The following is a 14,815-nucleotide window of genomic DNA, read 5'->3' as shown; positions in this document are numbered from 1 at the left end:
CAATATGTTTGACGAGGAAAAAAGAAATAAGAAGATATTAACGCAGCATCAGGCACAGTTGAAAGCGGAAAGCTATTGCGTCTATCAAGAACGCGCACAGCAAGAAGTACGCGATAAGCTCTACAGCTGGGGACTACACGAAGTAGAAGTCGAAAATATTTTGGCCAATTTGATCGCCGATAATTTTTTAAATGAAGAACGCTTTGCTATTGCCTACTGTAACGGAAAGCTCCGCATGAAAGGCTGGGGCAAAGTAAAAATCAAGCAGGCACTCAAGGCAAAACGGGTATCCGAGCAATTGATAAAAATTGCATTTAAGCAAATCGATCTCGATGAATATGAACAAATCTTAAATCACATCATTGACAAAAAACTCCGTGAAATTAGTGGCAAGGACCGCTATGCAGTTAAAAACAAAGTTTATCAGTTTGCACTATCTCGCGGATTTGAGAGTGATTTAATTTTTTCTATACTGAATTCAAAGGAGTTATAAAAAACACAGAAAGAAAGTAAATAAATATTTTGCAATATTGAATTTTCGCTCTATATTTGCATCACCAAAAAGGAACGCAAGGTTCTTTTGAAAATTGAAATAAAATTCCAATGCGAAAATAGCTCAGCTGGTAGAGCACAACCTTGCCAAGGTTGGGGTCGCGAGTTCGAATCTCGTTTTTCGCTCACCTGCCTAGGTGGTGGAACTGGTAGACACGCAGGACTTAAAATCCTGTTCCCGTTAAGGGAGTGCGGGTTCGATTCCCGCCCTAGGTACAAGAAAGCTCATCTAACGATGGGCTTTTCTTGTTTATATGCGTCTGTAACCTAGAATAACCCTATCAAATTCACTCCCCCCTTCAATCTTTTATAAATTTGCTCGCGAAGCTCATCAGTCGATGGACATTTTTATTTTATCGCCATAAAAATAAGAGAAAGCCATAGGCCAAACTTAACAGTATAAGTTTCAACATGCCTATTTTATAGTTGAATAAAAGAAAAAGTGAAAATAGCACCCATACCAAAGCCATCGGCTCAATGGCATACCAAGAACTAACCCCACCTGGAAATAGAATTCCTAGCCCTAAATAACAGGCTAAATTAACGATTACACCAACGACCGATGCTGTTACTAAAGACAGAATAAATTGTATACATGCATTTTTTTGGGTCCGTTCGATCAGTGGTGCCCCAACAAAAATCAGGGCAAAGTTTGGCAAAAAGGTAAAATATGCTGTAGCGACCAAACCTAGTGCTGCCATAGAATAGGACTGATGGAAATGATTGAAGCCGGCCATGAAACCAACATAGGCCAAAACGACCACTAAAGGCCCCGGGGTTGTCTCTGCAAGCGCAAATCCATCTATCATCTGGCTCTTGGAAAGCCAAAACAATTTCTCTGTCACAAGGGCCGCAACATAAGGAATGACTGTATAAGAACCTCCAATAGTCAAATAAGCAGACTTTGTAAACAAAAAGGAAAGTGTCTTCCAAAATTCCGTATCGATAGTAAAAAACAGTAAAATGGACAGCGGAATCAACCATAGTAAGAAAAACAGCAGAACCTGAAGAGAAATACGACGGTAAGATATAGGGGGTAGTTTTTCGAGCGTATTGATATAATAAACTGATTCGAGCTGCTTATCTTCCTTTTCATGATGGGCATTTATTTTGGAAGTTTTTGACAAGATTGCATAGCATAGTGCACCGAAAGCGATCACGCCCACAATAATCCAGGGCATTGGAACCCCAGCAAAATACGAGAGCAGAAAGGCAGCCAATGCGACCAAATAATGCCATATGCTGACAAGAGATTTCTGCCCCACTCGAAAGGTTGCAAATATAATGATCGCTAGAACGGCAGGTTTTAAAACCGAAAATAAAGCAATAAGCAATGCGGAGTTACCATAGTGCGCATATAGTGCACTGAGTCCAAATATAATGAGAAGTGAAGGAACAATAAAAAATAGTCCGGCCAACACACCTCCTTTTAAGCCGTGCAACTTCCATCCTAAATAGATCGTCAATTGATGCGCCTCAGGTCCTGGCAACAACATACAGGCATTGAGTGCCTGAAAAAACTTCCTGTTGCTTACCCATCTTTTCTTTTCGACCAAAAAATCGTGCATAATGGTCACATGACCAGTTGTTCCACCAAAACTTATCCAACCTAACACAAACCAAAACCAGATGGCTTCCCGAAAAATTGGCTTTTGTTTATGATCTTCTTCTTCTAAATTCATCTTTTTCAACGCTATTTCCCCTAGACTCGTACCTTATCGAAAACAATCTCCACAGCGCGAGCCTCCTACCGATATCTCCTATTTAAAATATCTCGTTTGGGGAGACGGTATACAACGATTTAAAACCGCGATATAACTGCATAAAAAAAGCGGGATATCTTAAATACCACGCTTTTTTATATTAAGAATTGGTCTGATAAACTATTTTTTATCTAAAATAGTAACTTCCACTCTTCTATTTTTTTGGCGTCCTTCCGGAGTTTTATTATCGCCAACTGGATTTGACTGACCGAAACCTTTTGCCGTGATGCGTGATTCAGCAACACCTGAATCTACTAAGAACTTCTTAACAGACGCTGCTCTTTTATCGGAAAGCCACTGATTATACTCAACAGTACCCGTAGCATCAGTATACCCATCAACTTTGATCTTATTATTACTTTCTTTCAAGATCAACGCTAATTTACTAACTTCAGTTTTTGCCTTCTCAGATAGATAAGAAGAGTTTGTTGGAAACAATAAGTCAGAAGATATACTAAACTTAATCCCTTCATCAGTTCTTTTCGCATCATTAAAATCCTTCTTCACATTTTTCAAACCATCATCAGTTCCATCTTTTGTTACAACAGCACCCGGATTGACTACAATAGCTTGTTGTTTACAGGAAAATAAGGATAAACTTGCACATAAGGTTAAAATCCCCAAATTAATTTTTCTAAGCATGTCGTTTCTAACGTATTTAATATCGATTTAAGCAAGTAAATATAGCGAAAAAAGTCCAATATGACATCCCTTCTACGCCATAACTAACGTAACAAATCTATTTCTTGGTATATACTTTTTCTAAAGTCTTTTTTACCTCAGGAATATTCTCATACAATTTCCAGATCATGCCTGAATTTGCATTCTCGATCATTACGGCAATCGTTGCCTGATTCCTCGCACGATAGCTTTCAGAAACATCGTTGTTTTTAATATCAATCCAGCTTCTGAAACCATATTGCGTAAATAACACATCGGCGTATTCTTCGTAAAACTTACGCAATGCTTTTAGACCTATCTCCTTTTCAAATGGGTACGCTGCAATAGCTACCGCAGGATTCACCAAATATCCCTGATACGTGTCTTCCACATTTTCCACGCCCCAAATATCTGTAAATCGTGTCCCTATGCTCATTTCATTATCTCTACGTTTGTAGGCCAAAATATAATTCGACAAATATTTCTTGTAATCGACAAAGTCATCCACTTTTCCTTTCGGATCCATAATCAAAAAGGGACGATAAACGGACATCAACGATTCATTTAAACTACCGCCGGCAATATTCTTGGCGAAAATAACTTTATCGTCGGAGTAGATCGAAACACCGGCATTTCCAGCATCGCCAATTAAAGGGTTTGCACTTATTGAACGCGCTAAAGAATCATCTAATTTCATTTTGAGTTCAGGAGCCAAATCATTGGTGTCATCCCCAAAATACAATTCGTGACCTTTATGTTTGGTTGCAAATCCATTGATATAAGCTGAAATCGCTAAAGGATGGGTAGGTGAAGACATCGCCAGCAAGTAGGTCCCCAGACTCTCGTTAAATCCCCCCAAAGGCCTCGATCTAGCTGTACTGTCTACTGGAGACCACTTATTCCAAAGTACATCAGGATGCTGTGCATCCGTAAAATAGTTCCAGTTTATGCGCTCCCAGAGCTTCGTAATAGTATTCCTCAAGGCCTGTTCCTCAGGATCCTCTTTAGAAAAATATTGTCGGGCGATCAAAAGCGATTCCATAATATGGGAGGTACCGCGCAAATCGTACGTTGGAACTGAATCGCGATAATAAGGTACCCCTGAGCGGCCATCGTAAAGCGCTGTAAAGACCCCTTGATGTTGTTGTGCACTGCTCAAAAATTTCACAATCCGTGTTAACCTGACCAAAAGAGCTTGTCGCGAGATCAAATTGTTCTCTCCTGCCACAAGCAAACCCAAGATCGCATAGCCGGTTTCATTTGTTGATACAATAGCTTGTCTATTACCTCGGTCAGGTAGAAACATACCACTATTCACATCATAGTTGTCTATAAAATAATTCACATGAGCATTTCGGATAAAATTCAACATCTCTTTATCCGTCCCCTTTTTTGTTTGTACCTCCCTAACCTCAGAAAATGGAGATTCAACATAATTATAATCTACCCAAGCGATTTTGTAATAATAAGATTTATTATATTCATTAACCCTATCCAGCGACTTCTGTACATAGATGGGTAAAATTGCTATCGGCTGAAAATTGAGTTTATCTTCCGAACGGTAGATTTTCACATAGCGGATACTTGGTGTCAGCGGCAATTGCCAAACCAGCTCAACTTGTTTATCTACGGAACTGATCTTCGATAAGATAGCTGCTGATGAAAGTCTTACCTTTGGATAGTTTTTGGGCAAAAACTCAATTTGATCGATAAATAATTGATTTGTCTGCAGGGCAGTTCCGTTTTGTTCCAGAATTAAAGCCGAAACAGACTTCCCTAGTGAAATTCCTCCAAATTTATTGACTGGAATGGACACATTAAGCCAGGTATCATAAGCAAAATCATCGATATAATTTGCGATATCCACAGCATTTGTCTTCGTGTCGTTTTGTTGTAAGGTAACTTTTGGCAATTGTCCCTTTTCAGTATTGCTTTGAATAAAGAGCTTAAAAGTTAGATGATCATCCTTGGCAATTAAATAGGGAAATTTCTGTTTGTCGTTTAAAATACTTGCCTCCCACTTACCATTAGGAGAAGAAACGTACCGCAAAGAAAGCGAATTGCCTGGCGTAAAAAACAAACTATCGGAAACCGGAAGGCTATAGCTCACATTTTGGATCCATGATTCACCGGTATAATGAGCGATACTCTTAGCATAACTCCCGTTGATTACACTATTGTCAAATAAAACCTCAGGATAACTTTCTGACCGAACAAGTGTAGGTAAGATCAGTAATAAAAGAAAGTAAAAATATTTTTTCAGCATAAGTCAACATTTTTCACAGGCCTACAATCAAAAACTAAGCCACCAGTACGATTATAACGCAAATGTAACAAAGGAATTCCAATGATATTATCCTCCCTAATTTTAATTTCAGAAAAAATGCGCTAAATTAGCCCTCTGAATATTTTCATAAAATAGATATATGAAAACCACGTTTGATTTTGAAAAGCCAATTGCAGACTTGCAATTGCAAATTGAAAAGGTAACTCAAGTTGCCGAAAAAACTCAAGTTGACATGAGCGCAACCGTTCGTGAGCTTGAAGAAAAGCTTGCTTCTACTGAAAAAGAAATATACGGCAATTTAACAGGCTGGCAGAACGTTCAAATGTCGCGCCATCCGGATCGCCCTCAGACTTATGATTATATAGAAGCTATCTGCGACGAATTTATCGAGTTGCATGGTGATAGAACCGTTAAGGATGATAAAGCGATCGTCGGTGGTATGGCTTCTATTGATGGTAATGCCGTTATGATCATCGGTCATCAAAAAGGTAAAAACACCAAAGAGCGTCAATATCACAATTTTGGAATGGCCAATCCTGAAGGCTACCGAAAGGCATTACGTTTAATGAAAATGGCGGAAAAGTTCAATAAACCTGTGATCACTCTAATTGATACGATGGGTGCTTATCCAGGACTTGAAGCTGAGGAACGCGGACAGGGTGAAGCGATTGCGCGCAACCTCATGGAAATGGCTGTCTTGAAAGTTCCGATCATCTGCGTTGTTATTGGTGAAGGAGCTTCAGGTGGAGCTTTGGGTATTGGTGTTGGAAATAGAGTTTACATGATGGAACATACCTGGTATTCGGTCATATCACCTGAATCTTGTTCTTCCATCCTATGGAGAAGCTGGGATCACAAAGAAAAAGCCGCTGAGGCATTAAAATTGACTTCAGAAGACATGTTGGGCAACGGATTGATTGATGGTATTATCCCTGAACCGCTAGGTGGTGCTCACCAGGATCCTGCGGCAGCAGCGGCTAATCTAAAAAGCCAGTTGTTGAAAGATCTTGCCGAATTGACGGCTAAAGATAGCGATACATTAGTTACTGAAAGAATTGATAAGTTTAGCAAAATGGGTGTGGTAACTGAATAATGTTATCCATACAACCCCTACAGCATAAAAAAAGTCAGCAATTAGCTGACTTTTTTTATGACCATTCTAGCTTAAAAATACGCTTCCTTGCTCCAAAAAACCTCCGCTATACTAATCCTTCTTATCCCCAAGTGTTTTAAAAGGCCTTTTAAACAAAAAATAATTCAGTAATTTTTAAATAGTTACAATTTTTATCAACAAAAAAGATAAAAAAATTTTGCACAAATAACTTATTTTTCTACCTTTGCATCACTTTCAAAAACAGAAAGGATTCCGTAGCTCAGCTGGTAGAGCAATACACTTTTAATGTATGGGTCCTGGGTTCGAATCCCAGCGGGATCACAGAAAGAAAAGCTAATCGTAAAATTAGCTTTTTTTGTTTAGGAATATCAGGATTTGAAGGAAGTGTCGGTAGGGTTTGATCCAAGGAGGCACAAGGATGGACCAGTCATAACACACAAGCTTGTTCTGTGAAATATTATTCCGGAAGCAATATGACTTCCAAAAATTTCACCATTTCTGCTCCCGCTATAGTATGGACACGTAATTCAATCACTTGCTTGCCCTTTGGCAATGTCACCGTACCCAATTCAAGCTGATGTTCACGCAAACCAACGGAAGAAGACGGATCTATCGTAAAATCAATATTCTTCCCCCCTAAATTCAAGCCCAGGTTCCCTCCTGTACCTACAACATCTTTCACATACCGTATAGCCACCTTGAAGCGTCCGCCATTTAACACATGGGTATCCCATCTTAACCCTTGACTTAACCTAGTCCAACCCGTCACATAATAGCGATTCTTTTTACCGTCCCCAAACTTCATCGGATTCCCGATCTGTTTTGCATAAAAGGTCAGTAGCCGATTTTTATTGACATGATGATCCACATACATTAAAGTAGGATTTATTGGATTAGCTATGCTATCCTTCAATTGCACCACTACGACCAGGTCATCATCCTCAGAAGCAATTTGATCTATAGGAATATGCAGTCCACCTTTGTCGGACCTATATTTTCCGATAGTTTCTCCCGACAATAACGAAACCGAATTAACCTGAGCAATCAATCCGCCGACAATCAGATCATTCCGTTGAGGGCGCTCAAACACGTGTAAATACAGGGTATTTTTACGCTGAGTAATGACTCCCCAGGGCTGACGAGGTAAGCTAGATGGTGCAACATCAATGACACTTTCACTATTCCCCCGCATCCACCGACCTAATCCCTTTAAAATAGCGACATCAGCGCTGTCGATGCTTCCGTCGCCCTTGGGTCCAATATTCATTAGAATATTCCCACCCATGGCTTTAGCCTTGGCTAAGAGTTTGATAAAATGCGCTGCTGGTTTATGGCTCTTGTCAGTCGACGAATAACCGTAGGATTCATTGGTAGTTGGTATGGCCTCCCAATAAGCGCCAGAAGCAACTGGATAATATTCCTCAGGTCGATCTGCCGTATTCAGGTAATCGCCGTAATTCTTTTCCTCGGTACGTGCCAATCGACCATTGACAATAATATTCGGATCAGCTGTTCGAATAGCCTTTAAAATTCGCAGGTTTTCAGACAGCGGCAACTTATGCGGTGTGTCAAACCATAACAAATCCGGATGATAGCGCTGAATAAGTTCCTCAATCTGAGGAATCGCCTTTTGATCTACGTAATGCCGAGCCTTTGTCAACCATTCAGGATGTTTGTCAAACCAATTTGTGCCACCCAACAATTTATCCCCGCCGGGATTACGGTAATCCCAGTCATTACCGGGAGCATCCGGATGCTCCCAGTCAAAAGCATGCGAATAATAGAAGCCAAACAAGAGTCCATGTCTATGGCAGGCAGCTGCTAATTCCGCCAACGGGTCCCTTTTGAATGCCGTGCTTGACAATGAGTAGTCACTTGAAAATGCAGAAGGATACATCGCAAAGCCATCATGGTGCTTAGCCGTAATAATAAAATATTTCATCCCTGCATTTTTTGCCAACAATACCCATTCCTCCGCATTAAACTTTAGGGGATTAAATCGACGTGCTGAATCAAGATACTCACTACGTGGGATTTTCATCACACGCATCAGATGCTCCGCATAGCCCCCGCCCGCCTTCCCTTTCCAAATATTTCCATATTGGGAATAAACGCCCCAATGAACAAACATACCAAATGAGGCGGCCTTCCATTTCTCCAAGCGTTGTTCACGAGTTAATGCGGCACGTTTCCACCAACCGGTTTCTGCTTCAACAATCGCATTTTTATCACGTGTTGTCGCATCATTAAACATATTTGGAGCCTCATTGCCTTCATTTACATTTTTAGTCTGTGCGCTCGAAAAAAAAACGCCCGAAGAAACCATAAAAAGAAAAAAACACTTGATTTTAAACATAACGTTGGTTTTATGAAGACAGCAAATACCACCTGAAAGATTTCAGACGGATACCTTTTCTAAATTTATTGGATTATCGTTCCTTGCGACCTAATGGAAGGAATGCAGGATCAATTTTAACTATAGTCAAAAATACGCTAAAACTACATTTTACAAGTGTACAATTCGTTCCTTTTAGGGGAAATATTGATCCAGGTCCCCAAAATGAAAACCTATTCTTCAATAAGGTGTTTATATAGTCTATACATCTTAAAATAATAAACAGTGATTTGGACAATAGATTGGTCAATGGTCACGAAAAGATCTTTTTCAATATTTTTAATGTAATCAGATACAAGCTATCTGTATTTATTGAATATTTGTCTAAAACTTTAAATTAATATGGAAAAACTAACCGCCAAAGCCAGTATCCAAATTCAGAAACCGATCAACGAAGTTTTTGAGGCTATTGTAGATCCCAATAAAATGAATCATTATTTTATAAAATCTTCGACTGGACGTCTAGAGACAGATAAAACGGTAGAATGGACATTTCCAGAATTTCCCGACAGTTTTCCCGTGACAGGAAAAACCATCAGACCCAATTCATATATCTCTTTCGACTGGAGCGGGGGACTTCCCAATCAACTGGTAGAAATCGCACTATCCACATTCGGAGAAAACGCGACCGTCATAAAGATTACAGAACACGAGATGAACAACGATGCAGATGGAATTTTAATGATGATGCGACAAACAGAGGGTTGGGCCAACTTTTTAGCTTGCATGAAAGCGTATCTAGAATATGATATCAATCTGAGAACTGGGGCTTTCGATTTTATGTTCCAAAAATAGTTCTCTCTAAAAATAGCTGCTCATCGAATTACTTCAAATATAATATATTCAATTGAGATTATCCGAATATCCGTCAAATACATCAACTATACATGGCAAAAAATAAAACGGCATATACCGAAGCATCTGTCCAAGACTTTATAAAAACAGTTGACGACCCACAAAAACAAATCGATAGTGCAACACTGATACAATTAATGGAAACCACAACGGGTGAGCCGGCTAAAATGTACGGACCAACGATCATCGGATTTGGAAACTATCATTATACCTATATAAGTGGGCACGAAGGCTATGCTCCTTTGATCGCATTTAGCCCCCGAAAATCAGCAATCTCCCTTTATGTATTTACCGGTGCCGATGAGCATCGACATTTAGTCGATCAGCTCGGGAAATTTAAAATAGGCAAAGCCTGCATATACATCAAGAAATTAAGCGACATCAATATAGAGATACTCCATCAGCTTATGTCCGAAACGATACAGTTTATTGAAAATAAGTATACGAGAATCAAAGAATAACACAAATTATGACAACGAGCATCGCAACAATAGACGAATATATCAATCAATTTGACGGGGAGAAAAAAGAATATCTGATCAAGGTGAGACAGCTTATCGCTGGCCTAGTCCCTCCCGCTGCAGATGAAACGATCTCCTATCAAATGCCTACTTTCAGATACAAGGGTAATATCATCCATTTTGCGATGAACAAAAACCATTTGGGCCTATATCCAGGACCTGCTGCTATCGAGCACTTCATTACAGAACTCAAAAATTTTAAAACCACAAAAGGGGCAATACAAATCCCTTTGGATCAACCGATTCCAACACAAATAATTACCGATATTGTCAATTTTAATATTGATAAACTTAAAGACAAACAAGGCCCCAATTGGTACCAAAGCCGAGGGAACTGGCAGGAGGCTGAAGAACTCATGCAAGAGATCATCCAGCAAACTTCCTTAAAAAAGGAATTCAAATGGGGGAGCTATATCTATACGCATAAAGGGAAAAATGTTATTGGTTGGGGCGGCTTTAAAAATTTCTTCTCCCTCTGGTTTTATAATGGTGTATTCTTAACCGATCGGGATAAACATCTCATTAGTGCCTCCGAAGGAAAAACGAAAGCATTACGACAATGGCGCTTTGAAGACGTTAAGGATATGAGTGCCGAAAAAATAGCCGCATATATCCAAGAATCCATCCAAACCATTGACGAGGGAAAAGAGCTCAAGCCAACTAAATCTCCAATGAAGGCCCCTGCTGGTCTATTATTGGAAGCACTGCAGACGGATCCGACCTTCGCAGAAAGTTTCCAGGCTTTAACACCAGGAAAACAGAAAGAATACATCGAGTACATCGATGAGGCCAAGCAAGAAAAAACGAAACAATCCCGTATTGAAAAAATTAAACCGTTGGTCCTCGCTAAAAAAGGCCTGAACGACAAATACAAATAGGTGAACGCTAAAACAAAAAAAGATGAATAATTCAATTATCCCATCCATTTGGTTCGATCAAAACGCGAAGGAAGCCTTTGATCTTTACGCTGGTACCTTCCCTGGAAGCCATATTAGCAACAGCTCTCCCATCGTTGTTGAAGCTGTCCTAAGCGGTGTGAAATTTATTGGAATAAATGGAGGTCCTACATTCAAACCCAACCCATCCATATCATTTATGGTCATTTGCGAAAGCAAAGAGGAAATTGATCGTATCTGGAATTCACTTGCTGTGGAAGGTAACACCTTAATGCCTTTAAACTCCTACCCTTGGAGCCCTTACTACGGCTGGTTGGCCGACAAGTTTGGGGTAAATTGGCAATTATACCTCGGTAAACTGAGCGATACCAACCAACAGGCAATTGTACCTACGCTAATGTATTGCGGAGAGCAACAAGGAAATTGCGAACAAGCACTAGCATTTTATGCAGAATTATTTCATGATTTTCGAAGCAACGGGATCATGAAATACACAGAAGGTGAGTATACCGGATTAATACAACATACCCAATTTTTAGTCCGGGATTTTACACTCATGGCAATGGATAGCGGAGTTCCACAAAATTTCACTTTTAACGAAGGCATTTCACTCACTATTCTATGTAAAGATCAGCAGGAAATTGATTATTTCTGGAATACGATCACTAAGAAAGGCAAAGAGAGCATGTGTGGCTGGTGCAAAGACGAATTCGGTGTAAGCTGGCAGATCGTACCTGAACAAATTGCAACATTACTAAAGCGACCAGGGGCAAATGAAGCGCTCATGAGAATGAAAAAGATCATTATTCAGGAGCTCATTGGATAATTTCAAAATAAATCTCAAGCTGAGGGGAACAGCTTTTAAAATAGTATTAAGAAAAAAGGGGATGAATAATCCCCTTTTTATGCTTTCACTTGCAAAGCCAGAGCGTATAATTTCATTTGCTTAATCATGGATAGCAAGCCATTTGCCCGAGTTGGTGACAAATGTTCTTTCAGCCCTATTTTATCCACAAAATATAAATCGGCATCAACAATCTCCTTGGCGGTATGTCCAGATAGTACTTTGACCATTAAACTCACCAAGCCTTTTGTGATAATTGCATCGCTATCTGCCGTAAAATACACTTTTCCATCCTTTATTTCCGGAAAAAGCCATACTTTGGACTGACATCCTTTGATGATATATTCATCTGTTTTGTATTGTTCATCAATTAGAGGCACTTCTTTTCCCAGCTGGATGATGTACTCATATTTTTCCATCCAATCCGTAAAGAAAGCAAAATCCTCAATTAATTCATCCTGTATTTCATTAATGGTCATACCTATTTTTTATTAAACCAACATATTGACCGCGCGTTGGATACCGGCGACCAAAATATCTATTTCCTCTTTTGTATTATATACGGCTAAAGAAGCACGAATAGTTCCCGGAATACCGAACCTATCCATGACAGGTTGGGCACAATGATGGCCTGTACGTACAGCGATCCCCAATTTATCCAAGATCACACCAACGTCATAAGGATGCGTGCCATCAATTACAAATGAAATAACGGAACATTTCTGCTCGGCCGTTCCAATAAACCGCATGCCCGGAATTTCAGCCAACTTCTCCGTAGCGTATTGCAACAAATCATGTTCGTAGGCCTCGATATTTTCCAGACCTATTGAATTGATATAATCGATGGCCTCGTTCAAACAGATACCGGCTTCAATATTAGGCGTACCGGCCTCAAATTTAAAAGGTAATTCATTATAGGTCGTTTTTTCAAAAGTAACCTCTTTAATCATATCTCCACCACCTTGATAAGGTGGCATCGCGTTCAATAGCTCTTCTTTGCCATATAACACTCCTACACCTGTAGGACCGTACATTTTATGTCCTGAAAATACCAGAAAATCTACATCCAGTTTTTGAACATCAATCTGTATATGTTGAACAGCCTGCGCAGCATCGACTAAAACAACAGCACCATGCCCATGAGCAATTGAAATCATCTCACGCACAGGATTGATTGTCCCAAGGGAGTTTGAAACATAGGTTACAGCAACTAATTTGGTTTTCTCATTAAACAAATTGCTGTAGGCATCCATATCAAGCTCACCTTTATCATTCATCGGAATGACGCGAATTTTACAGCCCTTTTCATCACAGAGCATCTGCCAAGGCACAATATTGGAATGGTGTTCCATCGCTGAGATAATAATCTCATCACCTTCGTGAATAAAAGCTCTGCCATAACACGTTGCAATCAGATTAATTCCATCTGTTGTTCCTTTGGTGATAATGATTTCCTTATCTTCAGCAGCATGAATGAAAGCCTGAACTTTTTTTCGAGTCACCTCAAAAGCGTCCGTCGATATCTGACTAAGATAATGTACGCCCCGATGCACATTACTATTCATATCTGTATAATAATGTACAATCGAATTTATAACAGAACTCGGCTTCTGTGTTGTCGCGCCATTATCCAAATAAACCAATGGTTTACCATTTACTTCTCTCTTAAGAATCGGAAAATCGGCTCGTATTTTATCTATATTAAATTTTTCCAACGTCGTCTAAATAATTTATACAAAGTTAATAGTATTTTATCGAATACAGGACGGTCAATCTGTTTTTTATGTCATTATCAATGTCGGTTTTCTAAGGTATCCTCAGCCAAAAAAGTAATTTTTGGCATTTTAAACAATTATAATTAGCTTTTATAATTTATTGATGCTATTTAGTACCTTTGTAATGATATGCAAGAATTACCTCTAAATTTACCGGAAGGCTCACGTAAAGAAGTGATGACCTATTTGGAACCGTTCATGCTCAATGAGATGAGCGAATACCTGAAGCCTGTTGAAGAGATGTGGCAACCTGCCGATTTTCTTCCAGATTCTTCTAGGGACACTTTTTTTGAGGAAGTAAAAGAGTTGCAGGAAAGTGCAAAAGAGCTCTCTTATGATTTGGTCGCAGTATTGGTTGGAGACACCATCACCGAAGAGGCCCTTCCAACGTACGAATCATGGTTGACCATGGTAGAAGACGTTGACAAAAACGAGCAAGGTGGATGGATGAAATGGGTACGCGCTTGGACGGCTGAAGAAAACCGTCACGGTGACCTATTGAACAAATACCTTTATTTGTCGGGTAGAATAGACATGCGCCAATTTGAAATGTCTACACAATATCTTATTCAAGACGGTTTTGATATTGGTACTGGTGCAGACCCTTACCGGAATTTTATTTATACTTCATTTCAGGAATTAGCGACCAACGTTTCCCATCGTCGTGTATCTGGGCTTTCCAAAAAAAGCGGCGATAAACTTTTGGCAAAAATGTGTGGGGTCATCGCATCTGATGAGGCACGTCATGCTAAAGCTTATATGTCTTTTATTTCAAAAGCAATCACCGTAGACCCGAGTGAAGTCATGATTGCATTTGAGGATATGATGCGTAAAAAAATCGTTATGCCGGCCCAGTTCTTAAGAGAAGCCGGTGAGCCCCAAGGAGAGGCATTTGCACATTTCTCGGACGCAGCCCAACGATTGGGAGTATATACTGCTTTGGACTACGTGGATATCTTGAAAGAGCTGAACAGTGAATGGAAAATAGATCAAGTTACTGGACTAAATGATAAAGGTGAGAAAGCGAGAGATTATCTACTAAAACTACCAGATCGTTTGGCTAGACTGGCTGATCGGATGAAGGTTCCAGAAAAAGATTATAAATTCAAATGGATTTATTAATATAAAAAAAGCTTGATTTAATAATCAAGCT

General features: G+C 39.6%; 13 protein-coding genes and 3 tRNA genes. 10 read left to right on the top strand and 6 right to left on the bottom strand.

Features of this window, described 5'->3' with window-relative positions; all coding sequences use genetic code 11:
* Window positions 1–4: 4 nt before the first annotated feature.
* The 3 genes from B3600_RS12890 (at window position 5) to B3600_RS12880 (ending at window position 768) form a co-directional block, all read left to right on the top strand.
* On the top strand, window positions 5–493 hold the full coding sequence (locus tag B3600_RS12890) for a regulatory protein RecX (protein ID WP_286753194.1): 489 nt from the start codon (window positions 5–7) through the stop codon (window positions 491–493).
* Window positions 494–605: 112 nt separating this feature from the next.
* Window positions 606–678: transfer RNA gene (locus B3600_RS12885), tRNA-Gly, on the top strand.
* Window positions 679–683: 5 nt separating this feature from the next.
* Window positions 684–768 (top strand) — tRNA-Leu (locus tag B3600_RS12880).
* 137 nt (window positions 769–905) lie between these two features.
* Here B3600_RS12880 and chrA read toward each other — a convergent pair.
* The 3 genes from chrA to B3600_RS12865 all read right to left on the bottom strand — a co-directional run bounded on the left by chrA (window position 906) and on the right by B3600_RS12865 (window position 5,241).
* On the bottom strand, window positions 906–2,234 hold the full coding sequence (chrA, locus tag B3600_RS12875) for a chromate efflux transporter (RefSeq protein ID WP_286753193.1): 1,329 nt from the start codon (window positions 2,232–2,234) through the stop codon (window positions 906–908).
* A gap of 201 nt (window positions 2,235–2,435) precedes the next feature.
* A complete protein-coding gene (locus B3600_RS12870) occupies window positions 2,436–2,957 on the bottom strand; it encodes an OmpA family protein (protein WP_046671760.1) in 522 nt (173 codons plus the stop codon).
* Window positions 2,958–3,054: 97 nt separating this feature from the next.
* Window positions 3,055–5,241: a glucoamylase family protein gene (locus B3600_RS12865; protein ID WP_070566074.1), complete on the bottom strand. Its 2,187-nt coding sequence runs from the start codon at window positions 5,239–5,241 to the stop codon at window positions 3,055–3,057.
* A 160-nt stretch (window positions 5,242–5,401) separates the two neighbouring features.
* Between B3600_RS12865 and B3600_RS12860 the strand changes: the two genes are divergently transcribed.
* Window positions 5,402–6,355, top strand: coding sequence for an acetyl-CoA carboxylase carboxyltransferase subunit alpha (locus B3600_RS12860; protein ID WP_046671762.1), 954 nt, complete (start codon window positions 5,402–5,404; stop codon window positions 6,353–6,355).
* A gap of 269 nt (window positions 6,356–6,624) precedes the next feature.
* Window positions 6,625–6,697: transfer RNA gene (locus B3600_RS12855), tRNA-Lys, on the top strand.
* 136 nt (window positions 6,698–6,833) lie between these two features.
* Here the strand turns inward: B3600_RS12855 and B3600_RS12850 are convergent.
* Window positions 6,834–8,732 (bottom strand): alpha-L-fucosidase, encoded by a 1,899-nt coding sequence (locus tag B3600_RS12850; protein WP_286753192.1) that lies wholly within the window; start codon window positions 8,730–8,732, stop codon window positions 6,834–6,836.
* Between the two features lie 381 nt (window positions 8,733–9,113).
* Between B3600_RS12850 and B3600_RS12845 the strand changes: the two genes are divergently transcribed.
* The 4 genes from B3600_RS12845 (at window position 9,114) to B3600_RS12830 (ending at window position 11,869) form a co-directional block, all read left to right on the top strand.
* Entirely contained in the window at window positions 9,114–9,566 is a 453-nt protein-coding gene (locus B3600_RS12845) for an SRPBCC domain-containing protein (RefSeq protein ID WP_286753191.1), read from the top strand.
* A gap of 92 nt (window positions 9,567–9,658) precedes the next feature.
* A complete protein-coding gene (locus B3600_RS12840) occupies window positions 9,659–10,087 on the top strand; it encodes a DUF1801 domain-containing protein (RefSeq protein ID WP_286753190.1) in 429 nt (142 codons plus the stop codon).
* 8 nt (window positions 10,088–10,095) lie between these two features.
* The gene (locus B3600_RS12835) at window positions 10,096–11,025 is read left to right on the top strand and encodes a DUF1801 domain-containing protein (protein WP_286753189.1); all 930 of its coding nucleotides are present in this window, start codon (window positions 10,096–10,098) and stop codon (window positions 11,023–11,025) included.
* A gap of 22 nt (window positions 11,026–11,047) precedes the next feature.
* Complete coding sequence (locus B3600_RS12830; RefSeq protein WP_286753188.1) at window positions 11,048–11,869, top strand: VOC family protein; 822 nt, start codon at window positions 11,048–11,050, stop codon at window positions 11,867–11,869.
* 77 nt (window positions 11,870–11,946) lie between these two features.
* Here B3600_RS12830 and B3600_RS12825 read toward each other — a convergent pair whose 3' ends face one another.
* The gene (locus tag B3600_RS12825; protein WP_070566085.1) at window positions 11,947–12,366 is read right to left on the bottom strand and encodes a SufE family protein; all 420 of its coding nucleotides are present in this window, start codon (window positions 12,364–12,366) and stop codon (window positions 11,947–11,949) included.
* Window positions 12,367–12,378: 12 nt separating this feature from the next.
* A complete protein-coding gene (locus B3600_RS12820; RefSeq protein WP_070566087.1) occupies window positions 12,379–13,602 on the bottom strand; it encodes a cysteine desulfurase in 1,224 nt (407 codons plus the stop codon).
* Window positions 13,603–13,791: 189 nt separating this feature from the next.
* Here B3600_RS12820 and B3600_RS12815 point away from each other — a divergent pair, with 189 nt between their 5' ends.
* Window positions 13,792–14,784 carry an acyl-ACP desaturase gene (locus tag B3600_RS12815; RefSeq protein ID WP_112375597.1) on the top strand — a complete coding sequence of 331 codons (993 nt, stop codon included), beginning with the start codon at window positions 13,792–13,794 and terminating at the stop codon, window positions 14,782–14,784.
* Window positions 14,785–14,815: the final 31 nt, after the last annotated feature.

This window comes from Sphingobacterium sp. UBA2480 (genome assembly GCF_002341965.1).
Taxonomy (GTDB): Bacteria; Bacteroidota; Bacteroidia; order Sphingobacteriales; family Sphingobacteriaceae; genus Sphingobacterium; species Sphingobacterium multivorum.
This window is presented reverse-complemented; position numbering and strand designations above follow the sequence as displayed.